Here is a 26,853-nt window from a genome sequence, read left to right on the forward strand (position 1 = left end):
CATCCGCGCCGGCCCGCGACGTCAGACCCACCGCCAGGGCTTCAGATGTCAGAGACCACCATCGGTGTGGGTCAATGTGCCCATGAATCAAGGAGACGGTATGAACGAAAAGATCAAGGTTGTTGGCTCCATTGTGGAGCTTGACGGCGACGAGATGACCCGCATCATCTGGCAGTTCATCAAGGACCGCCTGATCGTCCCGTATCTGGATGTGGACCTGAAATACTTCGATTTGTCCATCCAGAACCGTGACGCAACCGATGACCAGGTCACGATCGACGCCGCGAACGCCATCAAGGAATACAACGTCGGCGTTAAGTGCGCCACGATTACCCCTGACGAGGCGCGCGTTGAGGAGTTCGGCTTGAAGAAGATGTGGCCGTCCCCGAACGGAACCGTCCGTAACATCCTGGGCGGCGTCGTTTTCCGCGAGCCCATCATCATTTCCAATATCCCGCGCCTGGTTCCGGGCTGGAACAAGCCGATCATCATCGGCCGTCACGCCTTCGGCGACCAGTACATGGCGACCAACTTCAAGGTCCCGGGTCCCGGCACGCTGACCATGACCTTCACCCCCTCCGACGGAGGCGAAGAGATCAAGCAGACGGTGGTCACCTACCCGGACGGGGGAGGGGTTGCCATGGGCATGTATAACTTCAACGACTCCATCCGGGACTTCGCCCGCGCCTCCTTCGCCTACGGACTGCAGCGAAACTACCCCGTGTACCTCTCTACCAAGAACACCATCCTGAAGGCCTACGACGGCCAGTTCAAGGATCTCTTCCAGGAAGTATTCGACGCCGAGTTCAAGGACCAGTTCGAAGCGGCAGGCCTCAGCTACGAGCACCGGCTGATCGATGACATGGTCGCTTCGGCGATGAAGTGGGACGGCGGCTACGTCTGGGCCTGCAAGAACTACGACGGCGACGTCCAGTCCGACACCATCGCCCAGGGCTACGGCTCGCTCGGCCTCATGACCTCCGTGCTGATGACCCCGGACGGCAAGACCGTCGAGGCTGAAGCCGCACACGGCACCGTGACGCGCCACTACCGCCAGCACCAGTTGGGCAAGCCGACCTCGACCAACCCGATCGCCTCGATCTTCGCGTGGACCAGGGGCATCATGCACCGCGGGAAACTGGACAACACCCCTGCCGTCATTGACTTTGCTGTGACTCTCGAAGACGTCGTCATCAAGACGGTCGAATCCGGCCAGATGACCAAGGACCTGGCCCTTTTGGTGGGGCCGGACCAGGAATGGCTCACCACAGAGGAGTTCCTCGCAGCACTGGACGACAATCTTCAGGCACGCCTGGGCTAGTCCCCCCGCCCGACCCGTCCCGGCGATCCACGCGCAGGTTCCAGAAAACGCCGAACGTGCTCAGCGCTGTTCTAGCTTGGTCGGATCGGCCGCTTCCGTGTCCTCCTGGGCCGAGCCCGGGTCGGGTCGTGGAGGGCCAAGGGGTCCAAACCCGGCGTTAGGCTGGGCGGTATCTCTTCGGCGCAAGAGCGCCGGATGAGGCAGACAACAAGGCCAAACGGCGTGTCCGGGGCCATGGAAGGACGATCATGCTCTCTGACGCGCAGTATCCCGCGGCGAACCTGGCCCCGGATGAATGCTGGGAACTGCTGGCCGGTACGACAGAGGGCCGGCTGGCCGTGAGTGTGCGTAATAAGCCTGATATTTTTCCCGTGGAATTCCACGCCCGGGACGGAAAAATACTTGTGCGAACGCCGCAGGGCGAAATGCTTGTGGAACTGACCATCAACCCTTCGGTGGCCTTTGAAGCGAACGGCCGGTCGGAAGCGTCCGCCTGGATCGTTGTCGTTCAAGGGACGGCCCGCGAACTGCAGAACTGGTCGGAAATCGACGCCGCTCAGCAGAAGGCCCAGCGCCCCTGGACGCCGACCGCGAAAGGGTCCTACGTGGAGATTGTCCCGACCGGGATCACCGGCCGGCGGCGTCCGGTCGACACCCAGATGGACGCACAGGAGTAAGAGAGGAGGGCCGGGTAACATCCGAGCTCCCCCCTGCACCTGCCGGGTTGCGGATGTAGTACCCACCGGAACAGGTAGGTGGCGATCCCTGCCCCGGTGAGGGCAATAGCGGACATGATCTAGGCAGCTGCCGGATCAAACGGCTCGACGGGCATCGCCGCGGAGTGCCGGAACGGGCTCAGATCCTGCAGCCGGGCAGGCAGGCGGTTTGCCTGTCCCCTCAGAGTACTTTGCGGCCCTTAGGGCTCCGGCTGCCTCCGAACGCGACAGCGAAGGAATGGAGCGCATTCGCCTCGTGCGCGACGACATTCAGGCCCGGGTCCAAAAGCTTTATGCGGAACTCAGCACGAACTGGCTTCATCAATCCAAGGGCCCGTTCGCATCACGCCGGCGGGCACTGGGCCGTCCACGTGTGGGGCCGGTTCCGTTCCTGACGGTTCAGCTCTGCCATCAGGGAACGATTCACGGCGTGCGCAGCATCCAGCTCTGTGGAGAATTTCATCAGCGCGGCCAGGAAGCGGTCACGCCGGTTTGTTACGCATATTCCGTGTCGACACCTGAATATCACCGGCGCCAAGGAATATGCGGGTCACGGTCGGGTTTGCGCGTCGAAAACCGCAGAACGCGTACGACGGCGGGGCGCGCCGGTCGCTGCGAGCTTGCGTTCCAGCTTCCCGGGCCTCATCAGATCGGCCCAATCCCACCTCACCACGTTGAACCCCGTGGCCCGGATTCTGTTCTCGCGCTTCTTTTCCTCCACCACTTGCGACGCGGTCCGGCCCTTGAGGAACTCCGGTTTGACGTACTTCTCCTCGCCATCGATTCGCCAACCACCTTGGCCAGCTTCCAGTAGAAGTCGGTGTAGCCCACCAGGCCGTCCCTGTCGTGGATGGCTTGCTGCAGGACCGGGGCTTCGAAGCCGGCCACATGGATCAGCGCGCGGCTGTAGGACTCCCCTGCGGAACCGGACAAAGGGTCCGCGAAAGCCACGGCGGTCAGCACCCTTCGCCCCGCAGCAGCGGAATACATTGATCCGATACCTGACTCCAGTTCAGCCTTCGTCAAGGCAGGCAGCCGCAGGGTCCGGTCTCGTCGAAGCACATGGTCCAGAGGTGCGGCAGCCTCGGTAAAAGGCGTGAACGCCGCCAGGTCCAGGACAGTGCGGATGCGGCCGGTGACGAGCAGGCCCTCCCTCCGGACCACCATCAGACCCGCCGGTGCAGCAAAGTGGCGGCGGACTCCAGCACGTGACCGGCCGCCGTCGTTCTTCATGGTGAGGGCCTGGACCGGGTAGTTCAGGCCGATGGTGGGAATTCCCCACACGCTGGCGGCGGATTGCCTGGCGAAGACCGTGGGTTTCTCGAACGTTTCCGCAGCTGCCTGGACGCGGACCAGGGAACCGGCCTTTACGCGCTTGGCGAGGTCATTCGGGGTCAGCCCGTGAAGGACGCGGTCGCGGGCCAAGAGAAGCGGTGGAAGGTCGGTCATGTAGCGAAGATGCCAGCTGCGCGCCCTCGGCGCGAGGGGTAGGTGCCGCTATGTGGAGAAGTCCTGGCGACGCGCTTGTGCGTTTCCGACCCGCACCTCCACGGGCGCACCCGGAATATGGACTGCGTAGTGGAATATCCGGGTCGAAAACGAATTTGCGCGTCACAGAACCGGGGAGGAACGCACGACGTCGGCCCCCGGGTTGGGTGCCGACGTCGAACGTTAATGGCAGCCCTGGTTGATGCGGATCATGTTGCCGGACGGGTCGCGGAAGGCGCAGTCGCGCGGGCCCCACGGCTGGACGATGGGTTCCTGGAGAACCTCGGCGCCTGACGCCCGGAGGGTTTCGAAGGTGGCGTCGAGATCGTCCGTGTTGAACACGAGCATGGGCATAACGCCTTTGGTGAGGAGCTCCTGGATGGAGTCCCCGTCGGCCTGGGAGCGGCCGGCGTGGGGAGGGGAGAGGACGATCTCAAGGTCGGGCTGGGCGGCACTGCCAAGGGTGACCCAGCGCTGTCCGTCCGAGCCGACGTCGTTCCGGACTTCCAGGCCAAGGGCGTAGCGGTAGAAGGCGAGGGACTCATCGAGATCGTTGACGGTGACGTGTGCGTACTTCAATGAAATGTTCATGTCTCCCACGCTAGGGGAGCGGCTAGGAAGAGGCTTCTTCAAACCTGCTCGGTTTGCGCGCGGGCCGGGTGTGCTGGCGGGCGATGCACGTGGGCATCGCCTTCACGGCGTGGTGTTCGCGGGCCCGGTAGGCGCTGGGCGTCATGCCGACGATCTCGGTGAACCGCGAGCTGAAGGAACCCAGGGACGTGGAACCCACCTCCATGCACGCATCGGTCACGCTGGCGCCGGCGCGCAGCAGGGCCATGGCGCGTTCGATCCGCCGCGTCATTAGGTAGTTGTACGGCGTCTCACCGTAGGCGGCCTTGAACTGGCGGGAGAAGTGCGCCGCTGACATGAGGGCCCCGGCGGCCATGGTGGGCACATCGAGCGGCCGGGCGTACTCGCGGTCGATCAGGTCCCGCGCCCGGCGCAAATGTGCCAGGTTGGCCAGCTCCTGCGGTGTCATGAGGCAAGTCTAGTTTCACAAAGCCCCTGACACGCCGGGCTTTTGCGTGTCCTGGGCGGAGGGGCTGGGGAGGAACGTCCGACGGCGGCAGCCGCCCCAGGCAGTGGATGATCGGAAATATCCTTCTGATTCAAGCGTTTGCCCGTGATCATGAAGGGCCACAACGTATTTTCAGAAATATGTTGCAGATTTGTATCCAATAGGGAAAAGTGGGCGGTGAAACCAGAGGAATCAGCAATATACTTCAGAAGGAGCCGCAGTGGAGGACGTCGCAGCCATCGGGGCGAGCATTCGGCGCGCCCGAAAGGAGGCTGGTATCACCCAGGGCACGCTGGCCGACCTGATCGGTACGTCCTCCCGGACCGTTCACGCCATCGAAACCGGGACCGGCAATCCATCCCTGGTCACGGTGGCCGCCGCGGCCAACGCTGTGGGGCTGCACCTCAAGGCTACCGATGCCTGACGACCTGGGGCGACTGAGATTCGTCCGCAGCGCGGATGTGTACAAGGCAGGTGTCCTGGCGGGACGTTTGAACCGGACCAGCCGCGGCAGTGTCGTCTTTTCCTACACGCCCGACTACCTCAGCACCGCCGGCCGCCCTATCGCGACCACCCTGCCTGTTGTCGCGGAGCCGGTGGAAGCACCCAGTGGCGCGCTGCCGTCCTTTTACTCAGGCCTCTTACCCGAAGGCCACCGCCTCACGGTCCTGAAGGACGCCGTGAAGACCAGCCTTGGCGATGAGCTCAGCCTTCTGCTTGCCGTCGGTGCCGACGTTCCCGGTGACGTGCAGATCGTACCCGCCGGAAAAGTGCCGGGGGAGCCACTGCCGCTGGCGGACACGTCGCGTCCGGAGGACCTGGACTTCGCTGTCCTCGCCGACGCAGTGGACCCTCACGGGCTACCGGGAGTCCAGGCCAAAGCCAGCGCTTCGATGCTGACCACCCCGGTCGCCTTGGCCAGCCGGCGGTACCTGCTCAAACTGGATCCGCCGCGGCACCCTCATCTGGTCCTAAATGAAGCAGCGCACCTCACGGGGGCTAAGGCGCTGAAAATCCCGGTGGCCAAGCACAGCGTTGTCTCGGACCGGAATGGCCTGCCCGGACTCCTCGTGGAGCGGTTCGACCGCACGCAGGACCACGGGCTGCTGCGCCTGGCCCTGGAGGATGCCGCACAGGTCCTGAACCTCCCTCCGGCATCAAAATATGCCGTGAGCTCCGAGGAAGTAGTGGAGGCGTTGGCTGGGCTGTGCAAAGCCAAAGCTGTTGCCGTCAGGAACCTCTACCTGCAGTTCGTCTTCGCGTGGCTGACCGGAAACGGTGACCTGCATGCCAAGAACGCGTCGGTCCTGGAGGGCCTGTACGGCGGCTGGGTAGTGGCGCCGGTCTACGACATCCCCTGCACGCTGCTCTATGGCGATGACACCATGGCCCTGACCGTCTCCGGCCGCGTCAAGAACCTCAAGGCCCGGCATTGGCAGGAGTTTGCGGCCAGCATCGGGTTGCCCCCACGCGCGGCCACTGCCGCCAACAATATCGCGTTGGCGGCAGCCACCGCTATCGATCTGGAAGTCCTTCCCTTCGCGGGGTCACCTTTGAACGGGGCGCTGCAGGAACTCCGCTTCCGCCGCGCCGAGCTAAAGGGCTGATCGGATGTCCTCCCGGTGATCGAGCCTGTCGAAATCATGACGCCTCGATGAGCAATTCCCATCCCGCCGGAACCGGGCCCTCTTGAACTTATCCAGGCCGATAATTTAGTACCTGCCGCGCGCCGGTCGTGGCGACGCGCAAACGGTCTGGCGCTACGCAAACGCGCCGGGGACCCCCGAATACGGGTGTCGACAGCGCGGGTGCGCGTCCTAAGGGAATGTGCGCGTCGTGGAGGAAGTGGGGAGGAACGTCCGACGGCGGCACTCGGCGAGGGTGCCGACGTCGTACGTCCCCGGTGGTCGAGCCTGTCGAGACCCCGGCATTACGCCAGCGGCTGGAGAAATAGGGTACGTTTTGGTTTCTTAATTCACCAACGCCCGGTGTACTCTTCCAAGGTTAGGCTTCCCTAAATCGCCGAAGACACCTATGGACCACACGCTATGAGCACCCAACTTGACCTTCAACGCCTGTCGTTTGCCTCGAACCTCGCGAGCAACGGTGACAGGACTGCCATTGCCACGAGCAAGGGTGTCTTAACGTACCGGGAACTGGCCGACCGTGTTGAGGAGCTGGGCCGGCGCCTCGGTACCGAACGACGCCTGGTGGCACTGACGGCCGGTAACGATGTTGACTCATTGGTGGGGTACTTGGCGGCCATGGCGGCCGGTCATCCGCTGATCCTCCTGCCCGCGGACAAGCCTGCCGCCCTGGAGTCCCTGGTCGAGGCCTATGATCCGGACGTTATCCTGAGTTCGGCGAACGGCCGGACAGTGCTGGAGGAGCGGCGGCCTGGCACCGTACACTCTCTGCACCCGGACCTGGCCCTTCTGTTGAGCACCTCAGGCTCCACCGGTTCACCCAAGCTTGTGCGGCTGTCCTATGAAAACCTCCAGGCGAACGCAGAGTCCATCGCGGGATACCTCGGCATCACGGAGTATGACCGGGCTATGACCACGCTGCCCATGTCCTACTGCTATGGACTGTCAGTGATCAACAGCCACCTGCTGCGTGGTGCCAGCCTGGTCCTGACGGATCTGTCCGTGGTGGACCCCTGCTTCTGGGATCTGTTCCGCAGCGAGGGGGCCACATCGTTCGCAGCCGTTCCCTACACCTTCGAGTTGCTCGAGCGGGTGGGGTTCGCCGCGATGAAGCTGCCCACGCTCAGGTATGTGACCCAGGCTGGCGGCAGGCTCGGCCCTGACCTGGTCCGGCGCTACGCCGGACTGGGCGCAAGGAGCGGCTGGGATCTCTATGTGATGTACGGCCAGACGGAGGCCACCGCACGCATGGCATACCTCCCGCCCCGGCTGGCAGGTACGTCGCCAGGGGCCATCGGAATCCCTGTCCCCGGCGGCGCCTTCCGGATAGACCCGGTCCCCGGACTGGAGCATGGGGAGCTGGTCTATTCCGGGCCCAACGTGATGCTGGGTTACGCCCAGACGCCGGAGGACCTCGGCCTCGGACGGACGGTGGATGAACTCCGCACCGGCGACCTGGCGCGCAAGAACGCTGACGGACTGTACGAGGTCGTGGGAAGGCGCAGCCGGTTCGTCAAGATCGTCGGCCTCCGCGTCGACCTTGGACAAGTGGAACGGATCCTTGCCGACCTTGGTATTCAGGCCGCGAGCGCCGGCACGGACCAGGGACTCGTCGTCGCCGTCGAGGGTGAACACGACCCGGCGCTGCTGGGCAAGCTCCTCGCCCAGGGCATAGGCCTGCCCCGAGCTGCCCTGCACGTGCACGCGGTGCCGGAGCTCCCGCGTCTGGCGTCCGGCAAGCTGGACTACCCGGCCGTCCTGGCGCTCGCCAAACCCACAGGTCAAGGCGCGCCGTCCAGCGCGAACTCCGGAGCTAAGCCGCGGGACAGTGTGGTGCGCATTTTTGAGGACACGCTGGAGCTGGATGACATTTCCGACGACGACACGTTCGTTACGCTCGGCGGGGACTCGCTTTCGTATGTGGCAGCGTCCGTGCGGCTTGAGCAGGCGTTGGGGCATTTGCCCCCGGACTGGCACATCACCCCGGTGGGGGTGCTGGGGGCCCGCCTTGAACAGCCGCGGACGCGGAAGCGCCGCCCGTTCGCCCGGCTTGAAACCAGCATCGTGCTGCGGGCTGTCTCGATTTTCCTGATTGTCAGTACCCATATTGGATTCCTGCACTGGCAGGGTGCCGCCCACGTGCTCATGGCAGTGGCGGGGTTCAACTTCGCCCGGTTCCAGCTCTCCGGGGAAGGTGTGCCGCGGCTGCGGAAACAAGCCGCCAGCCTGGCCAGGGTCATCATCCCCAGCATGGCGTTCATCGGCTTCGCCTACCTGATCACCGACAGATACAGCCTGGCGAATATCTTCCTCCTCAACGCCATCATCGGACCCGAAGAGGTGACCACCCGGTCGCATTTCTGGTTCATCGAGGTGCTCGTCTACCTGCTGGTCAGCATGACGGCGTTGCTCGCCCTGCCCTGGGTCAGCCGGGCCGAAAAGCGCCTCCCGTTCCTTTTTCCGCTGGTACTCCTCGCCGCCGGACTCCTTACACGCTATGAGCTTTTTGAGCCGGGAATTCCGCACACGCCGCCCATATTCTGGCTTTTCGCGCTGGGATGGGCGGTTGCCCGGGCCCGCCATATCCTTCAGCGAGGCGCCGTGAGCCTGGTGGCCGCTTTGACCATCCCGGGGTTCTTCGACAACCCCGTCCGTGAACTGACTGTCCTGGCCGGGATACTCCTGCTCCTGTGGCTGCCCAGCATTCCCGTCCCGGCCGGGCTCCGGCGCCTCACCGTTCTGCTGGCCAGCGCGTCCCTGCACATCTATCTGGTGCATTGGCTGGTTTACCCGCTGGTAGTTGAGCTCAGCCCCGCCCTCGCCGTCGTGGCCTCACTGGCCGCAGGCTCGGCGTACTGGGCACTCTGCAGCTATGCGCCAACGGTTATCGGCCGTGCCAAGAGCCGGATCCTGTCCGACCGGTGAGCCGGGTTGGCCCTCCTGCCCAGATGCTCCCCGCCAGACTTATATCGCCCCGATATAGTTGACCTATGACCAGCGAGATCGCCGCGAAGAGGGTTCGTGCCGGGCTGAGCCAGAAACGGCTAGCAGAGCTCTCGCATGTCAGCCAGCCAAATCTGTCGGCATATGAATCCGGGAAGCGCATCCCTCGGCCCGAAACCCTTGACAGGATCATGAAAGTATTAAGGCGCCGGCCATCGGAGATCCTCGCTGAACACCGCGGCGAGACACTGGCGATCGCCCACAGATACAAAGCACATAATGTCCGCGTTTTCGGATCGTTGGCAAGAGGCGAGGACACACCGGAATCCGACGTCGATCTTCTGGTTGACCTCGAACCGGGCGCAACACTTTTCGACCTGTCCGGCTTCCGCCTGGACATGATTGATCTGCTCGGCGTGGAAGTGGACATCGTCCCATCGGGTTCAGGGGGCCCTATCATGGAGCGCATCCTCAGCGAAGCAATCCCCCTGTGAGCGGGGACCCCGAAGATGTCCCCGTGGGCGGTCAGTTCGTGCCCCGTGAGCGGAAGGATCCGAGCTTCTCCCTCGCTACGGCCCCGGAGGGCAGGGTCCTCCAGCTGATCGGAGACATGGAGGAGCGGCTGGGCTGGGCGCAGCAGATCGTGGATGACGGTGAGCCTGCCTTCAACGATCCGGGAAATTGGCGGTCGCGCGAGGCAATGAAGTCCATCCTTATTGACCTGAACACTGCCGCGGATCGGATCCCCGAGCCGGTACGTGAGCAGTACCCCGCGATACCCTGGCGTCAGATGCGCGGCCTCCGGAATGTGCTCTCACACGATTACGCGGCCATTCGCAACGACACCGTGTGGCAAACGGCGGCCCGCAGTCTGCCGGAGCTCAGGGCACAGCTTGCCCACATGCGTGCCGACGTCGAACGCTGGCCCTAGGCTGTCACCCTTCAACCCGGGACGCTCCTGCCCGGTTGCTGTCCAAAAACCGCCGAACCGATCTTGCTTATACGCAATATCGTGATTCACGTTGCATATGTGCGACAGCGTGGAGGTTGCGTGGCGCTGCTCATATGACCTGTCGCGAACGCAATACCGGTAGCGACAGGGCGTGTGCGCGTCATAGGGTCTTTCGCGCGTCGAGTTCCGCAGAACGCGCACGACGGCGGGGCACGCCGGCCGCTGCCAGCATGCCTTCCAGCTTCCCCGGCTCCTTTAGATCGGCCCAGTCCCACCTCACCACGTTGAATCCCGTGGCCCGGATTCTGTTCTCGCGCTTCTTTTCCTCCACCACCACCTGCGATACTGTTCGGCCCTTGAGGAACTCCGGTTTGACGTACTTCTCCACGCCATCGAATTCTCCCACCACCTTGGCCAGCTTCCAGTAGAAGTCGGCATAGCCTACAAGCCCGTCCTTGTCGTGGATGGCTTGCTGCAGGACCGGCGTTTCGAAACCGGCAACCTGGATCAGCGCGCGGCTGTAGGACTCTCCCGCCGAACCGGACATTGGATCCGCGAAAGCCAAGGCGGCCAGTATCCTTCGCCCGGCCGCCGCCGAGTAGTTCGCGCCGATGCCCGTCACCAACTCATCCTTGGTCAGGGCCCTCAGTCGCAGAGCGCGGTCCGGTTTCAGCACGTGGTCCAACGGGGTGGCCGCCTCCGTAAACGGCGTAAACGCGGCCAGATCCAGCACAGTGCGGAGGCGGCCGGTGACGAGCAGGCCCTCCCGCTGGACCACTGTCAGACCCGCCGGATCAGCGAAGTGGCGAACAACCCCGGCACGGGACCGGCCGCCGTCGTTCTTCATCGTCAGGGCGTGGACAGGATGGTGCAGGCCAATGGTGGGAATGCTCCAGACAGACGCGGCGGAATGTCGGGCAAACACAGTAGGACGTTCGAAGGTTTCCGCCGCCGCGCTGATGCGGAGCCTGTACTGTTCCCAGGGCTTCAGTCGCTTCCACGCGGGGCCGTCGGTGTAGACGCCGTGCCGGATCCGGACAAGCGAACCGGCATTGACTCCCTTGGCGAGGTCCTTGGCGGTCAGTCCGTGCTGGATGCGGTCGCGGGCCAAAAGGAGCGGTGGAAGGTCGGTCATGTACCGAAGATGCCAGTTGCGCGCCCTGTGCGACAGATCAGGCTGCCGCCATGTGGAAAACTACCTGCACCACGGTCGACGCGCACGGTCGCAATCGACGCGCATCCGCTCTGACGCTCACGGAATACGGGCCGCGTCAGGGAATATGCGCGTCGACAAGGGATATGCGCGTCGCCGCCGCCCGGTAATCGAGCCTGTCGAGACCCGGTTTCGGCAAGCTCACCCATCGGGCCCCTCCTTGACGCCCTCCGCGCCCTGCGCATATCCTGAACGAACGGTCGGTAAATAAATCGAACCAATCCAGGCAGGTGCATAGGAGCAACCATGGAAGCCAACGCCCCGCATAACGCGGACCGCCAAGCCGCGGACAGCCAGGCCAAGGACCGCCAAGACGCGGACGGCCAGGCCAACTTTGACCGCGTGATCGCCGAAGACTCCCGCATTGAACCAAAAGACTGGATGCCGGACGCCTACCGCAAGACCCTCCTGCGCCAGATCTCCCAGCACGCCCACTCGGAGATCATCGGGATGCAGCCGGAAGCCAACTGGATTTCCCGGGCCCCGAGCCTGAAGCGTAAGGCCATCCTGATGGCCAAGGTCCAGGACGAGGCCGGCCACGGGCTCTACCTGTACTCCGCCGCCGAGACGCTCGGTCAAACAAGAGACAAGATGATGGCCGATCTCATCGCCGGCAAGGCCCGCTACTCCAGCATCTTCAACTACCCGGCCCTGACCTGGGCGGACATGGGTGCCATCGGCTGGCTGGTGGACGGCGCCGCCATCTGCAACCAGGTGCCGCTGTGCCGCGCCTCCTACGGCCCCTACGGCCGCGCCATGGTGCGCGTCTGCAAGGAGGAGTCGTTCCACCAGCGCCAGGGCTTCGAGATCCTGCTGGAACTCGCCCACGGCACCCCCGAACAGAAGCATTTGGCCCAGGACGCCGTGAACCGCTGGTACGCCCCGGCGCTGATGATGTTCGGCCCGCCGGACGACGATTCGCCCAACTCCCGCCAGTCCATGGCCTGGAACATCAAGCGCTTCAGCAACGACGAACTCCGCAGCCGCTTCGTGGGAATGATGGTGGAGCAGGTCCGCGTGCTGGGCCTCACCCTCCCGGACAGCGAGATCCGCTTCAACGAGGACACCAAAAAGTGGGAGCACGGCCCGCTGGACTGGAACGAGTTCCACGAAGTCCTCGCCGGCCGCGGCCCCTGCAACGCCCAGCGCCTTGAGCGCCGGAGGGAAGCGCACGACGACGGCGCCTGGGTCCGCGAAGCAGCCGCGGCGTATGCAGCAAAACAGTCACTGAAGACAAAGGAATACGCAGCATGAACGAGTCAAAAGGCCCGGAGGCAACCACCGACCGCAACGCCTGGGGCCTGTGGGAGGTCTTTGTCCGGTCCAGCCGCGGCCTGTCCCACGTCCACGCCGGGTCCCTGCACGCACCGGATGCCGCCATGGCCCTGCGCAACGCCCGAGACCTCTACACCCGCCGCAACGAGGGTGTGTCCATCTGGGTGGTCCCGGCCGACGCCATCGCCGCCAGCGATCCCGACTCCAAGGGGTCGTTCTTCGAGTCCCCGCAGGGCAAGGACTACCGGCATGCCACGTACTACACCAAGAGCGAAGGGGTGAAGCACCTATGAACGCTGTTCCAATGGGCAACGAGTCAGCCACCCGCATCACCCCCGGCAACGCCCTCCGCCCCGAGGACATCGCCCTGGAGGTCCGCACCGGCCTGGCCAAGCCCACCGAGGACGTGGCCGAGTACGCGCTGCGCCTCGGAGACGACGGCCTGATCCTCGCGCAGCGGCTGGGCCACTGGATCTCCCGCGGCCCCGAGCTGGAAGAGGACGTGGCCCTGGGCAACATCGCCCTGGACCAGCTGGGCCATGCCCGTAGCTTCCTCACCTATGCCGGCGGTGCCTGGGACAAGACCGAGGACGATCTGGCGTACTTCAGGCGCGAGCACGAGTTCCGGTCGGCCGCCATCTTTGAGCAGCCAAACGGCGACTTCGCGGCCACCATCGCCCGCCAGTTCATCGTGAGCTACTACCAGTTCGAGCTGTACCGCAGGCTCACAGAGTCGAGCGACGCCACACTCGCCGCCATCGCCGCCAAGGCCGTGAAGGAAGTGGACTACCACCGGGACCACAGCGCCCAGTGGGTCCTCCGCCTGGCCGGCGGCACCGAGGAATCCCGCACCCGGATGATCCAAGGCCTGAAGCAGATGTGGCCCTACGTCGCCGAGCTCTTCCAGGACGACGAGCTGACCACACGCCTGGCTGAAACGGGCGCCGCCGTCGAGCCTTCCAGCCTGAAAGCCGACTTTGACCGCCTGACGGGGGAGATCCTCGCCGAAGCGGAGTTGGAGGTGCCGGACGGGCCGGCTGCCCCCGGCGGCGGTCGGCACGGCCGGCACTCCGAGAACCTGGGTTACCTCCTCGCGGAGATGCAGGTGCTCGCCCGGGAGCATCCCGGAGCAAGCTGGTGACCGCCGTGGCCACCGCTGCGCCGCACCCGACACGGCAGCAGACACAACAGCAGCAGGCGTGGGACATCGCCGCCACGGTCTGCGATCCGGAAATCCCCGTGCTCACCATCGCGGACCTCGGGATCCTCCGCGACGTGCAGGTGACAGAAGAACAAGTCAAAGTCACCATCACGCCCACGTACTCGGGCTGCCCGGCCATGGACGCCATCCGCGACGACCTGAAGGCAGCGTTCGCCAGGGAGGGCTACAAAGACACAGAAGTGGACCTGGTGCTCGCCCCGGCCTGGACCACGGACTGGATGACGGACGCGGGGAAGGCGAAGCTGCAGGAGTACGGCATCGCGCCGCCGTCGGGCATGGCAGCAGCCGGCGGCCACAGCGGCCCCATCAGGCTCAAAATGGCCGTCAAATGCCCGCAGTGCTCCAGCCTGAACACCAAGGAGCTCACCCGGTTCGGCTCCACGTCCTGCAAGGCGTTGTACGTGTGCAAGGACTGCTTGGAACCGTTCGACTACTTCAAAGTCCTGTAAGGAAGCCCCATGCCTGTTGTGCGCCAGACCGCCGCCGAATCGGCGCTAGCCAGCGGCCGCCGTCGTCCGTCCTTCCATACGCTCGCCGTGGCGGAGGTGCGGCGGCTGACCGAGGATGCCATCGAGGTCACGTTCGGAGTACCCAAAGAGCTCGCCGGCCAGTTCGACTACCTGCCCGGCCAGTATGTGGCCCTGCGCGCCACGCTGCAGGATGAGAACGGCGAGTCGCATGAGGTGCGCCGCAGCTACTCCATCTGCGCCGAGCCTCGCACGTTCCCGGACGGCAGCAGCGAGATCCGGGTGGCCGTGAAGCAGGACCTGGGCGGGCTGTTCTCCACGTGGGCCAACGCGGAGCTGAAGGCCGGGGACACCCTGGACGTCATGAGCCCCATGGGCGCGTTTGTGTCCAAGCACGGCCGGGACGGCAAGGCCGTGGAGCAGAACGTCATGAACTCCATGAACCACCCGGAAGAGCTCGCGGGGGAGGCAGCTGCCCAGGGGGCGGGCACCTTTGTGGCCATCGCGGCGGGGAGCGGCATCACCCCGGTGATCGCGATCGCCCGCACGCTGCTGGCCGCCAACCCGGAGACGCGCTTTGACCTGATCTACGCCAACAAGGCCGCCATGGACGTGATGTTCCTGGAGGAGCTGGCGGACCTGAAGGACAAGTACCCGCAGCGGCTGGCCATCCACCACGTGCTGTCCCGCGAGCAGCGGATCGCGCCGCTGCTCAGCGGACGGATCGACGCCGAAAAGCTCCAGCAGCTCTTGGGCACCGCCATCCACGCGGACGATGTGGACGAGTGGTTCCTGTGCGGGCCGTTCGAGCTGGTGCAGCTGTGCCGGGACACCCTGGCCGAGCGCGGGGTGAAGCCGGAGCACGTGCGGTTCGAACTGTTCACGAGCGGAAAGCCGGACCGCCCGGAGGGCCACGCCGGCCGTCCCGTGGTGGTGGACGAGTCCCAGGAGACGTACAGGATCACGTTCAAGCTGGACGGCCTGCAGGGCGAGGTGGCCAGCCCCACGCACGCCCGCGAGTCCATCCTGAACGCCGCGCTGCGGGTCCGCGCGGATGTGCCGTTCGCATGCGCCGGGGGAGTGTGCGGCACGTGCCGCGCCAAACTGGTCACCGGCACCGTGACCATGGACGAAAACTACGCGCTGGAGCAGGATGAACTGGACAAGGGGTACGTCCTGACCTGCCAGAGCCACCCCACCAGCAAAGAAGTAACAGTCGACTTCGACGTCTAAGGAACCCATGATCTCCCTCTCCATCGCCAACAACGTCGCCGAAGTGGTCCTGGACGCGCCCTACAAGCTGAACTCCCTCGACGAGCAGGCGCTCGCTGATTTAACACAGGCGTACGACGACGCCGCTGCCGCCGCCTCGCGCGGTGAGGTGCGGGCGCTGCTGCTCAGGGGAGAGGGCCGCGCCTTCTGCGCGGGCCGGGATATTTCGGCCGTGACACCGGAGACGGACGACGCCGAGGCATACCTGGGTGGGCTGGTGCAGCCGCTGCTGAAAAAGATGAGCGAATTCCCTGCCCCGACGTTCGCGGCGGCGCATGGTGCGTGCCTGGGCGTGGGGCTGGGCCTGCTGCTGGCCACGGACGTGGTGTACGTGGCGGAGAACGCGAAGTTCGGGTCGCCGTTCGCCAAGCTGGGCGCCACCCTTGATTCTGGCGGGCACTGGTACTTCACGGAGCGGCTGGGCATGCACCGGACGCTGGACCTGATCTACACGGCCGAGCTCATGACAGGGACGGAGGCCGTGGCGCAGGGGATGTTCAGCCGGGCGATGCCAGCCGACGGACTGTTGGCCAACACCCAGGAAATTGTGTCGAAGGTTGCCGCCGGGGCCACAGGTGCCTTCACGGCGAGCAAGGAGCTGGTGGCTCACATCCGCGACCAACGGCTGGGCCTGTGGGACGCTATGGCCGAGGAAAATGCCGAACAGGCCCGCCTGTGCAAGACCGCGGACTACGCGGAGGGCTTCCGTGCGTTCCAAGAGAAGCGCGAGCCGCAGTTCACCGGTGGTTGAGCCGGCCCGGTGGTCGAGCTTGACGAGACCCGCGAAACCAATTGCTTGTTTTGGCAATCGATTTGTAAGGTTCACCTATGACAATGGGGAAAATTACTAAAGCCGTCATTCCTGCTGCCGGCCTGGGGACTCGCTTCCTTCCCGCCACTAAGGCAATGCCGAAGGAAATGCTGCCGGTCGTCGACCGGCCGGCCATCCAGTACGTCGTCGAGGAAGCGGTCAACGCCGGCCTTACCGACCTCCTGATGATCACGGGGCGCAACAAGCGCTCCCTTGAGGACCACTTTGACCGCGAGCCGGGCCTGGAGCGCGCGCTGGAGCTGAAGGGCGATCAAGGCCGCCTGGACCTGGTGCAGCAGGCGTCCGAGCTGGGTCCTATCCACTACGTCCGCCAGGGCGAGCCCAAGGGCCTGGGCCACGCTGTCCTGTGCGCTAGCCAGCATGTGGGCAACGAGCCCTTCGCCGTGTTGCTGGGTGACGACCTCATCGACGAGGCCGAGACCCTGCTCACCACCATGATGGACGTGCAGCAGAAGACCGGGGGTTCGGTCATCGCGCTGATCGAGGTGGACCCCTCGGAGATCAGCGCGTATGGCTGTGCGGACATCACGGCCATTGAGGGCGAGGACTTTGTTCGCGTCAACAACTTGGTGGAGAAGCCTGCTGCGGGCGAGGCTCCGTCCAACCTGGCAGTCATCGGCCGGTACGTGCTGCACCCGTCGGTGTTCGGCGTCCTGGAGAACACGGAGCCGGGTCGCGGCGGGGAGATCCAGCTGACCGATGCGCTCCAGACTATGGCGGCCGGCGAGGGTGAGGGCTCGGGCGTGTACGGCGTGGTGTTCAAGGGCCGCCGTTACGATACCGGCGACAAGCTGAGCTACCTCAAGGCCGTCATCACCCTGGCTTCCGAGCGTGTGGAGTTTGGCGAGGAATTGAAGACCTGGCTGAAGGCCTTCGTTGGCTAGCTGCTGATGCTTCTGTGACGCTCTACAGGCCTGCCGCTGACCAGCGGCGGGCCTGTAGGCGTTTTAGGGCCGCAGCGGCCAGTAGGGCGCCAATGACAGCCCCTCCGGTGTTTGTGACAAGATCCTGCGGGCTCGCGAACCGATTGTGAAGATACAGCAACTGGCCCAGTTCCATGCAGCCCGAGACTGTCAACCCGAAAATTCCGATCTGCCAGGGGTGTTTTTTCGGATACGCCAGGGCGGCCACCGTGCCGAGCGGAATGAAGAGCGCCACATTTGCGGACGCTTCGACGAATTGGTAATTGAACCAGACGGGAATTCCGTGGGTGTGGAGGAATTTCAGGACGCTGGCGAGCTGGCCCTGCACGGGTTGATCGACAGGGCTGGGCCAGAAGGCGATCAGTGCCAGCGGCACGAGCAGGGCCACCAGGACAGTGCGCCAGATCTTCGGGTTGCCTGGGCGTTTCAAGGGGCACTCAGGCGGTTCTCAGCAGGGCCAGAACGGCCGTTCCCAGCGCGGCTATGGCCAGCACTCCCACGAGTAGGTAGGGGAGCGCCTGCGGGCGGGGGAGGGGAACGGAGAAGTCGAACTGCCACGGTGTTCTGCGCCAATGTCTCCCCATAGCTCTAATAAATACCACATGCTTAAATGAGGCGGGTGGGTGGTTCTCCGGGAAACGGAGAACCACCCACCCTCTTTGGTGCTTGTGGGTGCTGCCGTTACGCTGCTGCCTCGGTCTTGGCGCGGCGGCGTACTACAACAACGGAGGCTGCGCCGGCTGCAAGTGCACCAGCTCCAACCAGGGTCCAGAGGATCAGGCCAGAGTCAGCGCCCGTGTTGGCCAGGCCAGTTCCGGTGTTTGCGAGTGCAGCGCCACCGCCGGTGTTGGACAGCGGCGCACCGTTGCTAGCGAATGCTGGATCCACGACAACAGTCACAGGACCGACAGTGTTGCCGGTGCTGTTACCCGTTGCAGTGATGAGGTAGGTGCCGGCTTCTGCGATGGTGATCGGCACGGAGAAGTTTCCGTCAGCGTCTGCCTGAGCAGCCAAGGTCTGAGCCTCGACAACAACATTGATTCGGGTGCTAATGGAACGGTTGCCGACTGCGGCGCCGGAAGCGGCGGGCGGGTTGCCTGGAGTTACCTGGATGGTGAGTGACTCACCAGCAAAGGGTCCGCGGCCACGGAAGACAAACTGTTCCCCGGGGCCAACCGTGCCGTCAGAAACGGCTGCCTGCGGCGGGATGGGCGGGTAGTTGGCAGCGATGGCCGGCGCAGTGCCGACGAGCGCGAGTGATCCTGCAAGTGCGAGTACTGCGAGCGTTTTTTTCATTATTGTCCCCCCGGAGACGTTTAAGTTTTGATGTACCCGAATTGAGGAGGTTTCCTCTCCGCACGAGACCAGTGCAGAAATCCCGGATAGATATCCCACAACGACTTTACCATTCATATCGAGCAGCCAGCAATCTCAATCCAGTCGGTTTACACAGTGTTAACGCGCTGTCTATAACGCTTACTCACATGTAGGAATTTTTGTGGGCAAGATCACATCATTGACCGCCTGGACAGTCGGAGTGACAACGACGTTAGGTTCCGTATGTTGCACAATCTTCCCGAAAGTGAACTCCACTGTTTTGCTTTCGCCCGGCGCTAGTCTGATAGCCAAAAGACCCACAGGCCTGCTGCTGTGAACGAACGGAGCAAAGTCGGTCCGCTCTCCGTCCAATTTCGCCGTCTCTGCGTTGGCTTGAACCGGCCCATAGGCCGCAATATTCGTTTGGACAGAACCCGGGGGTACTCCGAAGATGCCGTCACCGGTTACGTAGGCCGGGAGTGAGGTGACCGAATTGGCCGGGACGGAGTTGGTACTCGTGATGCGCACGGTTGTTTGCTCGTAACCGTCCTTGGAACATTCCTTTATTAGTTGGACTGTCCGCTTGACGTAGTAGTCCATCTTCGCGCCAGTGCCGTCGTTGAAGTAAACACCGAACTGGGCGGGGGAAACGCTGGGTCCAGAAATGGAACCGCTCAGGGCGTACTTTGCTATGACGGATTGTTCGGCGGGCGACCCAGACCAGACCAATACACGGCCCTCGGCCGTCCCGAGCGTTAGCCCATCGATTAGGCCCTTTGAGTTTCCTTTGCCGTCGGCCAATGCTGTAAAAATCTCTTGTGCCACGCCGGCGAAGTATGCATCTTGGAGGCTCGGCTGCTCGATTTTGGCGTAAACGTCAGAGAGCAAAGTTTGGACGACATTCTTGCCGGTCAACTCTGTTGGCAAGCCCACGGCTGCCAGGGCCACCAGTTCGGGCCGCCTGATGTTCACGGGGCCTGTGGCATCCAGAATGTAGCTCAGTGCGACGGGGTCGATGGAAATTACGCCGTCAACACGCTGACCGGTCTTCCTCTCCCACATAGTCTGAGCCGTGCTGGCTGCCGTTGGAAAGTCGGGTGTCAGGTTCACGTCCTGCATGAACTTGCCGACGCGCGTGGAGTAGATACGTTGCTGCTCCAGGTCAATCGGCACGATCGGCGACATCACCCCCACTGCGCCGGCGCTGCTCTGAGCCCCGAGCGTCAGCTTTCCCTTGTCGAGACTCAGGACAGCGAGTGCACCAGGTATGCCGCCGGAAGCTCGAGACTCGGCATTGTTTTGGATGATGAGGAGGTAATTGCGTGGACCCTCTGCACCGAGCATGCCCGGCGCAATGTTCGACGCGTTAGCGGCCGCATCGAGGGCTCCAGTTACTTCGTTCAACTGGTCTCTTGCGCGAGTCAACGGGTCCGCCACTTGAGGGTACAGCCTGCTGGCATCAATCTGATTGAGCCTATCCGCTGACAGCCGAACAGCATGCGCAGCTGCCGAGATACTTGGCGAGGCCGCCTCCAGTGGTGCCAGATCGGTGCGTGAATTGCCAGGGAGCAGTGCTTCCCAATCAAGAGAGCCGTAGACCTCAACGAGTGGTTCGAGGCCGAGGCCGACTACGTCGTCCGCTGAGCGTGATACCTCCGCTACGGCGCTGAAGTTCGCACCAAACCCGGGCAGGCTTGACGCCAAGGTCCACAGAGGATCATTGGCGGCTTCTTTCGCTGCACTGGTGTGGGCGCGAAGTTGTTGAACTGTCCCAGAAGCGCCACTAGCGTTGTCGCTCGTGATGTCTTGTTTCAGCGTCCCAATCAAGAGATTCGCCGCATCGAGTTCAGAATTTATTGCCGCAGCTTTGCTCGCCAGCCAAGCTGTCCCGGCCGCTGCTAGGAATATTAGGGCTCCAAGGGCAAACAGCGTAAGGAGGACAGGCCGGCGGCGACTCGCTTTGCGGTACTTCGAAACGCCCTGCGCCGCATTGGACCGAACGTTGCCTCTGTTTTCTTGAATATCCGTCACGTCAGGGCCGTCCCAGGCCTCGGTAGATCCACCCTGCTGCACGCCATTTGGCGGGGTCTAGGACATTACGTCCGTCGAGGATACGACGTGAAGAAACGGCGCTACCTAAGTCATAGGGGTCCAGATCGCGGTATTCCTGCCACTCTGTAAGTAAAAGGAGAGCATCCGCCTTTAGCACGGCAGCTGACGTATCCACTTCGTATTGCAGTTCAGGGAATCTACGCGCAGCGTTTGAAAGGGCTTTGGGGTCTGTCACTGTCACAACCGCCCCCTGCAATTGAAGCTGAGCCGCGATGCTCAGGGCCGGGGAATCCCGAACATCATCACTCTCGGGTTTGAATGCAGCGCCTAGCACCGTCACTCGTTTGCCCAGCAGGGAACCGCCACACAAGTCGCGTGCAAGTTCCACAACACGAGTTCTCCTTCGCATATTGATTGCATCGACCTCGCGAAGGAATGTGAGTGCCTGATCCGCTCCCAGTTCTCCCGCTCGCGCCATGAAACCACGGATGTCCTTGGGCAGGCAGCCTCCGCCAAAACCGATGCCCGCGTTGAGGAACTTCCTACCGATACGATCGTCCATGCCAATGGCATCAGCGAGTTGGGTAACGTCCGCGCCCGTTGCTTCGCAGACTTCAGCCATCGCGTTGATGAAGGAAATTTTGGTAGCAAGGAACGAGTTTGCAGCCGCCTTAACTAGTTCCGCGGTCGGATGGTCGGCGACAATTCGGGCTGTGCCCGCTGCGAGGGGAGTCGAGTAGACCTCGTCCAGGACGGATACAGCAGGATGCTCCTCAGAACCATCGCTGACTCCGTACACGAAGCGGTCCGGGCGGAGCGTATCGTCAACGGCGTGCCCCTCACGGAGGAATTCAGGATTCCAAACCAAATGCGCGTCTGGCTGTTCTGCCTGAACTAGGACTGCTAGCCGAGATGCCGTACCCACCGGCACTGTGGACTTTCCAACTACGACATCTCCTGCGGACAGGTACGGAAGGAGGCCTGTTGTGGCAGCATCTACATACGTAAGATCAGCGCCGTTCTCGCCCTTCTTTTGGGGTGTGCCCACACAGATGAAGTGGACCGCGCTCCCCTCAGCAGCGGAGACATCCGTGGTGAAGGACAGCCGCCCTGTTTCTTGGACCTCCTTAAGGAGAACGTCGAGTCCGGGCTCGTAAAACGGAGCACGCGCTGCGGACAGTTCCTCGATCTTCCGGGCGTCCACGTCAATACCGACCACTTCGTGGCCCAACTTCGCCATGCATGCAGCATGAACAGCGCCCAGATAGCCGCAGCCGATTACAGATATCCGCATTGTGATGATTCCTTCCCCAAGGGGTCAGCTGTTCGTGTCGATCAGCGAGATTAATAGGCGCCTGTGCTGCCGAAGACAGCGCGAACGGTCCGTAGGATGATGACCAGGTCGCCGGCTAATGACCAGTTTTCTACGTAGTACAAGTCCAGGCGGACTGAGTCCTGCCAGGACAGATTCGATCGCCCGCTGACCTGCCACAGGCCTGTGAGCCCTGGCTTGACTAGGAGGCGACGCCGTACGTCGCTTTCATAGGCCTCGACTTCTTTCGGAAGAGGAGGACGTGGGCCAACTAGACTCATTGATCCACTGAGGACGTTAAACAGTTGAGGCAATTCATCGACGCTGAATCGCCTCAGGACCCCGCCTATGCGGGTCACACGTGGGTCGTTCTTCATCTTAAAGAGCGGACCACTGCCTTCGTTCTGCCGGGCCAGTTCGGCAAGACGGGCTTCGGCGTCGACGGCCATGGAACGGAACTTCAGCATATAAAAATGGTTCCCCTCCATTCCAACTCGTTCCTGACGGAAAAAGACGGGCCCCGCACTATCGAGCTTTATCATGGCGGCTACGAGGATCATTGCGGGTGATGCCAGCAGGAGCAGAAAGCCTGCCGCGAAGAGATCAAATAGCCGCTTGGCGACACGTTGGCCTGCTTCAAGTGTCGGCGTCGTGACATGGATCAGAGGTAAACCTGCGACCTGCTGTGTGTGTATCCGAGGCCCAGCAATGTCTGTGAGCGCGGGCGCCATTATTAGGCCGATGTTCCGAGCCGCCAGCTCCCAGCCTAAGTGACGCAGCGTTTGAGGGTGCAATTGAACACCGGCGGATATTGCTACCGCATCGGCGCCACATGCCTCCAAGGCGTTGACTATGGATTGCGGATCGGGTTTGTGTCCCACGATCTTTAGTCCCGAGTTGGGCTCTACCCCAGTGCCTGCTTCCTGTCCAGGAATGTATGCAGCGACGGGAAGGTAGCCGGCGTGCTTCGCTCCGTGCAAAGACGCGGCCAAGTGTGCAACGGCACCGGGACCTCCGAGCAAGAGAAGCCGAGACATACTCCGACCTTGCCCGCGCTTGATGCTGAGGTGTTGCCTGATCAGCCATCGACCAAGCAAGAGTCCTAGGAGTCCGACGGGAAGCGCCAACCCCACGTACCCACGTGCAGTGTCAATTCGGAAGACATAGGAGACTATGGCCACGATTCCAAACAACCACAGGGAGGCTGCGGCCACGCGCTTGTATTCGTCCGGTCCGGACCCGAGGATGCGGCTCTGGCGACTGTTCCAAGCTCCCAGCATTAACCACCACGCGGTAGCGAGGACTACTGAAAACCAAACGTAAGGTACGTCTTGACCTACGGAATTGAATTCCGGGTCCAGGCCGAAGCGGATAAGGAACGCACCCACGACTGCCCAAGTGACCACGAAGGCATCGACTATCCGTAAACGCCGCGAAGAACGCCTGCGCCAGTTGGCGTCCTCATTCACCGAGTTCCCCATCTCGCTATTACTCTCTAGCTGCGAACAGAGAGAGAATTTTCTCTGAACCATTCGACTGTACTTCGGACTCCGTCTTCGAGTCCGATTGACGCAGACCATCCGGCCTCGGTCAGTTTGGAAACATCGAGTAGCTTCCTTGGGGTGCCGTCAGGCTTGGTGGTGTCCCAAGCGATTTCGCCTTGGTAGCCGACGGCCGATGCCACTAGCGAGGCAAGCTCACGGATAGTTACATCGTTGCCTGTTCCCACATTAACTTGTGAAGGCCCGTCATAGTTCTCCAGCAGGTGCAGGCATGCAGCCGCCATGTCGTCTACATGCAGGAATTCCCTCCGCGGTGATCCTGTCCCCCAGTTCGTGACCACGTGGGCTCCGGATTTCGCGGCTTCGTCATAGCGCCGTATAAGGGCAGGCAAGACGTGGGAACCCGTCGGCGAGAAATTGTCGCCAGGGCCGTACAAATTCGTCGGCATGGCAGAGATCCAAGGAAGTCCATATTGACGCCGAATTGCTTGGATCTGCATAATTCCGGCGATCTTGGCAATTGCATACGCATCGTTGGTTGGTTCCAGATGCCCTGTGAGCAGCGAGTCTTCCCGTATAGGCTGCTCGGCGAATTTCGGATAGATGCACGACGACCCCAGGAATAGGAGACGCTCCACACCGTGTTCGCGCGCTGCATCGAGAACGTTGACTTGGATCCTGAGGTTGTCGCTGAGGAAATCAACTGGATAAGTGCTGTTTGCAAGAATTCCCCCAACCTTAGCCGCAGCGAGCACGACATAGCGGGGTTTCGACTTTGCGAAGAAAGCAAAAACCGCGTCGCGATCCTTGAGGTCGAGGTCGAAAGATGTGCGCCCAATAAGATTTGTGAATCCTTCGGCCTCCAAATTCCGCCAAATAGCTGAGCCGACAAGTCCACGGTGACCAGCAACGTAGAAAGTCGAAGAGCGGTCAAGTGGATTTGGCGCGAAGGCGACGTCTTCAGACACTACTTCTGCCAGCTTTCGAGCTCGACTGTGTCGATCCAGTGGTTTCCTGCATGCTTAAGGGCTTCGATGTCAGCGTCCACCATGATGCGGGCCAATTCCGGAGTATGAACAGAAGCCTTCCACCCAAGCTTTTCCTGTGCTTTCGATGCGTCTCCAACAAGGGCGTCGACTTCCGTGGGCCGAAGGTAACGTTCGTCGAACCTGACGTGGTTCTCCCAGTTCAGGCCTGCGTGCTCAAACGAAATCTGGAGGAAATCTCGGACTGTATAGTTGCCGCCGGTTGCAAGTACAAAGTCATCAGGCTCGTCAGCCTGGAGCATTCGCCACATGCCTTCGACGTACTCGGCTGCATATCCCCAGTCGCGAACAGCATCTAGGTTGCCCATGTACAGCAGGTCCTGCTTGCCGGCTTTGATAGCGGCTACAGCACGTGTGATCTTCCTAGTTACAAATGTTTCGCCGCGGCGAGGTGACTCGTGGTTGAAGAGGATGCCGTTGACGGCAAACATTCCGTAAGCCTCGCGGTAGTTCTTAGTAATCCAGTAGCTGTACACCTTGGCGGCACCGTAAGGTGACCGCGGATAAAACGGCGTCTCCTCATTTTGTGGGGGAGGCGTAGCGCCGAACATTTCAGAGGATGACGCCTGGTAAAACTTCGTCTCGATGCCGGACATGCGGACAGCTTCCAAAAGCCGAATAGTGCCCACACCCGTCGTATCGGCGGTGTGCTCGGGTTCATCAAAAGAAACGCGGACGTGAGACTGCGCCGCCAGGTTGTAAACTTCGTCTGGTTTTATCTCTGCCAAAAGCGTCACCAAACGCGCCCCGTCGCTCAAGTCGCCGTAGTGGAGAAAGAGCTTTGCTTTCGGATCGTGCGGGTCGACATACAGGTGATCAACCCGTGCCGTATTGAAAGTTGAAGCCCGGCGAATGAGCCCATGCACCTCATATCCCTTGGAAAGCAAAAGTTCCGCCAGGTAGGAACCGTCTTGGCCTGTGATCCCGGTTATCAATGCGCGCTTGGTCATGTTACCCCCAGTAAATAGTTGCTAGGCAAAAAAGTGTCGCTCGGCCTATCGGCCGCGCGACGATGCCAGACTCGTGATGAAATCATCATAGTGGGCAACTGCGACTGCCTCCGACAATTTTTCGTGCCGGAACCGAAGCGCATTCCCTGCCAAGCGCGCTCGTAGCGAAGGTTCCTTAGAGAGGGTCTCTGCTGTCTCTACGATGGCAGCTGGGTCCGCTGCGTCCACCCTCACGCCTCCTCCAGAATTTTCGATTTCGAAGGCAGTGACACTGCCTTCGTCGGTGGCTGCTATAACTGGCACCCCGGCGTTGAAGTATGAGGTCAATTTGCTCGGGACGGCCATGTCCTTGACCCCCGGTAACTCGTTGACCAAAAGGACGTCAGCTGCAGCGAGAGCGAGCTGGAAGTCAGATTCAGGGAGTGAGCTTACGAAGCATATTCGGGAAACACCTATTGCTTTGGCCTCCAGGTGCTGCCGTTGGTTGCCGTCACCCATAAGGACGAAACGCACGGCGCTCTGTCGGGATTCGGCAATTCGGGCAGCTTCGATGACGTTCTCCAAGCCTTGTTTCTTGCCCATGTTTCCGGCGTGCAGCACAACAACCTCGTTTGGAGCCCACCCAAGCCTGTTTCGCATCTCGGCAATGCCTGAGACCGGTGATGCAGGCAAGTGAGTCCAGTTACGAATAACCTTCACTCGGTCTTCTGGCATGTCTAGCGATGTCACCATGTGCTGCTTGAAGCGGTCGTGTATTGCCGCAACTCCATCCGTGGAGCGGAGGATTCTTGACTCGAGTTTACTAGCCAAGCGGCCCAGCTTGCCGCCGCCAGCACGCGTTTCCACGACACCTCGGCTATATAGATCCTGTATCCAGATTCCCACGGCGGGACGGTGGGGCCGGAGACGAATGCGCAATAGCGCAAGCGCACAGGAAAATAGCGCAGGGCTGACGACGAGAACAACGTCAGGCTTGTGCCAGCGAGTAAAAATCAGGCGAAACCCGAAGCTAAGTTCCATATGAATGCGAGCGAGTGCTGAAGGATTTCGAGGTATATAGTGTCGAAGCCGCGTTACTGTTACGCCGTTGATCACTTCCTCACGTCTCCAGCCGGAGTAGCCGTCGCGAAGGTTCCACTCTGGATAGTGTGGATAGCCGGCTACAACGTGGACGGAGTGTCCGGCTTTGGAAAGTCCTTCGGCCAAGCTGGACGTATAAGGGGCGTTCCCGGTTGTTTCAGGAGAATAATTGATACCCAATATTGTGATTCTAAGCTTCTTGGTCATTGCAAAGATAACCTCAGGTTGATTTCGGTTGGAAGGAAA

Annotated in this window: 26 protein-coding genes and 1 pseudogene; 15 read left to right on the forward strand and 12 right to left on the reverse strand. The window is 62.1% G+C overall.

The features are described 5' to 3' along the window. Positions 1–100: 100 nt before the first annotated feature. From NG698_RS18685 to NG698_RS18695, 3 genes and pseudogenes are all read left to right on the forward strand, one after another. Positions 101–1,321 (forward strand): NADP-dependent isocitrate dehydrogenase, encoded by a 1,221-nt coding sequence (locus tag NG698_RS18685; RefSeq protein WP_252611541.1) that lies wholly within the window; start codon positions 101–103, stop codon positions 1,319–1,321. A 248-nt stretch (positions 1,322–1,569) separates the two neighbouring features. Further along, on the forward strand, positions 1,570–1,998 hold the full coding sequence (locus tag NG698_RS18690; RefSeq protein WP_252611543.1) for a pyridoxamine 5'-phosphate oxidase family protein: 429 nt from the start codon (positions 1,570–1,572) through the stop codon (positions 1,996–1,998). A gap of 256 nt (positions 1,999–2,254) precedes the next feature. Beyond that, positions 2,255–2,344: pseudogene (locus NG698_RS18695) on the forward strand (low molecular weight phosphatase family protein); the annotation flags it as partial. 359 nt (positions 2,345–2,703) lie between these two features. On the opposite strand, the gene NG698_RS18700 reads toward NG698_RS18695, so the two are convergent. The 3 genes from NG698_RS18700 to NG698_RS18710 all read right to left on the reverse strand — a co-directional run bounded on the left by NG698_RS18700 (position 2,704) and on the right by NG698_RS18710 (position 4,564). After that, a complete protein-coding gene (locus NG698_RS18700) occupies positions 2,704–3,486 on the reverse strand; it encodes a hypothetical protein (RefSeq protein WP_252611544.1) in 783 nt (260 codons plus the stop codon). A gap of 222 nt (positions 3,487–3,708) precedes the next feature. Beyond that, positions 3,709–4,116 carry a VOC family protein gene (locus NG698_RS18705; RefSeq protein ID WP_252611546.1) on the reverse strand — a complete coding sequence of 136 codons (408 nt, stop codon included), beginning with the start codon at positions 4,114–4,116 and terminating at the stop codon, positions 3,709–3,711. A 22-nt stretch (positions 4,117–4,138) separates the two neighbouring features. Further along, positions 4,139–4,564, reverse strand: a complete 426-nt coding sequence (locus NG698_RS18710; RefSeq protein WP_252611548.1) for a helix-turn-helix transcriptional regulator — start codon at positions 4,562–4,564, stop codon at positions 4,139–4,141. A gap of 259 nt (positions 4,565–4,823) precedes the next feature. Here NG698_RS18710 and NG698_RS18715 point away from each other — a divergent pair, with 259 nt between their 5' ends. From NG698_RS18715 to NG698_RS21825, 5 genes are all read left to right on the forward strand, one after another. After that, positions 4,824–5,027: a helix-turn-helix transcriptional regulator gene (locus tag NG698_RS18715; RefSeq protein ID WP_252598615.1), complete on the forward strand. Its 204-nt coding sequence runs from the start codon at positions 4,824–4,826 to the stop codon at positions 5,025–5,027. Next, the gene (locus NG698_RS18720; protein WP_252611550.1) at positions 5,020–6,210 is read left to right on the forward strand and encodes a type II toxin-antitoxin system HipA family toxin; all 1,191 of its coding nucleotides are present in this window, start codon (positions 5,020–5,022) and stop codon (positions 6,208–6,210) included. Before NG698_RS18715 ends, NG698_RS18720 begins: the two co-directional genes overlap by 8 nt. Positions 6,211–6,651: 441 nt before the next feature. Beyond that, on the forward strand, positions 6,652–9,174 hold the full coding sequence (locus NG698_RS18725; RefSeq protein WP_252611552.1) for an AMP-binding protein: 2,523 nt from the start codon (positions 6,652–6,654) through the stop codon (positions 9,172–9,174). A 65-nt stretch (positions 9,175–9,239) separates the two neighbouring features. Next, positions 9,240–9,686, forward strand: coding sequence for a helix-turn-helix domain-containing protein (locus NG698_RS18730; protein WP_252611555.1), 447 nt, complete (start codon positions 9,240–9,242; stop codon positions 9,684–9,686). After that, positions 9,683–10,123 (forward strand): HepT-like ribonuclease domain-containing protein, encoded by a 441-nt coding sequence (locus tag NG698_RS21825; protein WP_252611557.1) that lies wholly within the window; start codon positions 9,683–9,685, stop codon positions 10,121–10,123. The genes NG698_RS18730 and NG698_RS21825 overlap by 4 nt, the downstream gene beginning before the upstream one ends. A 181-nt stretch (positions 10,124–10,304) precedes the next feature. Here NG698_RS21825 and NG698_RS18740 read toward each other — a convergent pair whose 3' ends face one another. Further along, positions 10,305–11,279 carry a hypothetical protein gene (locus NG698_RS18740; RefSeq protein WP_252611559.1) on the reverse strand — a complete coding sequence of 325 codons (975 nt, stop codon included), beginning with the start codon at positions 11,277–11,279 and terminating at the stop codon, positions 10,305–10,307. A gap of 324 nt (positions 11,280–11,603) precedes the next feature. Between NG698_RS18740 and paaA the strand changes: the two genes are divergently transcribed. From paaA to galU, 7 genes are all read left to right on the forward strand, one after another. Then, the gene (gene paaA, locus NG698_RS18745; protein WP_252611561.1) at positions 11,604–12,611 is read left to right on the forward strand and encodes a 1,2-phenylacetyl-CoA epoxidase subunit PaaA; all 1,008 of its coding nucleotides are present in this window, start codon (positions 11,604–11,606) and stop codon (positions 12,609–12,611) included. Further along, positions 12,608–12,925, forward strand: a complete 318-nt coding sequence (paaB, locus tag NG698_RS18750) for a 1,2-phenylacetyl-CoA epoxidase subunit PaaB (RefSeq protein ID WP_252611569.1) — start codon at positions 12,608–12,610, stop codon at positions 12,923–12,925. Before paaA ends, paaB begins: the two co-directional genes overlap by 4 nt. Next, complete coding sequence (gene paaC, locus NG698_RS18755; protein WP_252611571.1) at positions 12,922–13,773, forward strand: 1,2-phenylacetyl-CoA epoxidase subunit PaaC; 852 nt, start codon at positions 12,922–12,924, stop codon at positions 13,771–13,773. Before paaB ends, paaC begins: the two co-directional genes overlap by 4 nt. Continuing rightward, positions 13,770–14,303 (forward strand): 1,2-phenylacetyl-CoA epoxidase subunit PaaD, encoded by a 534-nt coding sequence (paaD, locus tag NG698_RS18760; protein WP_252611573.1) that lies wholly within the window; start codon positions 13,770–13,772, stop codon positions 14,301–14,303. The genes paaC and paaD overlap by 4 nt, the downstream gene beginning before the upstream one ends. 9 nt (positions 14,304–14,312) lie before the next feature. Further along, on the forward strand, positions 14,313–15,554 hold the full coding sequence (gene paaE, locus NG698_RS18765; protein WP_252611575.1) for a 1,2-phenylacetyl-CoA epoxidase subunit PaaE: 1,242 nt from the start codon (positions 14,313–14,315) through the stop codon (positions 15,552–15,554). A gap of 7 nt (positions 15,555–15,561) precedes the next feature. After that, positions 15,562–16,344 carry an enoyl-CoA hydratase/isomerase family protein gene (locus tag NG698_RS18770; protein ID WP_252611577.1) on the forward strand — a complete coding sequence of 261 codons (783 nt, stop codon included), beginning with the start codon at positions 15,562–15,564 and terminating at the stop codon, positions 16,342–16,344. A 77-nt stretch (positions 16,345–16,421) separates the two neighbouring features. Beyond that, complete coding sequence (gene galU, locus NG698_RS18775; protein WP_252611579.1) at positions 16,422–17,309, forward strand: UTP--glucose-1-phosphate uridylyltransferase GalU; 888 nt, start codon at positions 16,422–16,424, stop codon at positions 17,307–17,309. Between the two features lie 22 nt (positions 17,310–17,331). Here the strand turns inward: galU and NG698_RS18780 are convergent, their stop codons facing one another. The 8 genes from NG698_RS18780 to NG698_RS18815 all read right to left on the reverse strand — a co-directional run bounded on the left by NG698_RS18780 (position 17,332) and on the right by NG698_RS18815 (position 26,814). Further along, positions 17,332–17,736, reverse strand: coding sequence for a VanZ family protein (locus tag NG698_RS18780; RefSeq protein ID WP_252611581.1), 405 nt, complete (start codon positions 17,734–17,736; stop codon positions 17,332–17,334). Positions 17,737–18,029: 293 nt separating this feature from the next. Continuing rightward, positions 18,030–18,644 (reverse strand): LPXTG cell wall anchor domain-containing protein, encoded by a 615-nt coding sequence (locus NG698_RS18785; RefSeq protein WP_252611583.1) that lies wholly within the window; start codon positions 18,642–18,644, stop codon positions 18,030–18,032. A gap of 180 nt (positions 18,645–18,824) precedes the next feature. Beyond that, a complete protein-coding gene (locus NG698_RS18790; protein ID WP_252611585.1) occupies positions 18,825–20,696 on the reverse strand; it encodes a DUF4012 domain-containing protein in 1,872 nt (623 codons plus the stop codon). Between the two features lies 1 nt (position 20,697). Next, positions 20,698–22,011: a UDP-glucose dehydrogenase family protein gene (locus tag NG698_RS18795; RefSeq protein WP_252611587.1), complete on the reverse strand. Its 1,314-nt coding sequence runs from the start codon at positions 22,009–22,011 to the stop codon at positions 20,698–20,700. A 50-nt stretch (positions 22,012–22,061) separates the two neighbouring features. After that, positions 22,062–23,510: a sugar transferase gene (locus NG698_RS18800; RefSeq protein ID WP_509908527.1), complete on the reverse strand. Its 1,449-nt coding sequence runs from the start codon at positions 23,508–23,510 to the stop codon at positions 22,062–22,064. 14 nt (positions 23,511–23,524) lie between these two features. Continuing rightward, positions 23,525–24,499: a GDP-L-fucose synthase family protein gene (locus NG698_RS18805; protein WP_252611589.1), complete on the reverse strand. Its 975-nt coding sequence runs from the start codon at positions 24,497–24,499 to the stop codon at positions 23,525–23,527. Then, positions 24,499–25,527 (reverse strand): GDP-mannose 4,6-dehydratase, encoded by a 1,029-nt coding sequence (gene gmd, locus NG698_RS18810; protein WP_252611591.1) that lies wholly within the window; start codon positions 25,525–25,527, stop codon positions 24,499–24,501. The genes NG698_RS18805 and gmd overlap by 1 nt, the downstream gene beginning before the upstream one ends. 45 nt (positions 25,528–25,572) lie before the next feature. Beyond that, positions 25,573–26,814 (reverse strand): glycosyltransferase, encoded by a 1,242-nt coding sequence (locus NG698_RS18815; RefSeq protein ID WP_252611593.1) that lies wholly within the window; start codon positions 26,812–26,814, stop codon positions 25,573–25,575. Positions 26,815–26,853 lie beyond the last annotated feature (39 nt).

Origin of the sequence: Pseudarthrobacter raffinosi (assembly GCF_023913735.1) — a bacterium.
Taxonomy (GTDB): domain Bacteria; phylum Actinomycetota; class Actinomycetes; order Actinomycetales; family Micrococcaceae; genus Arthrobacter; species Arthrobacter raffinosi.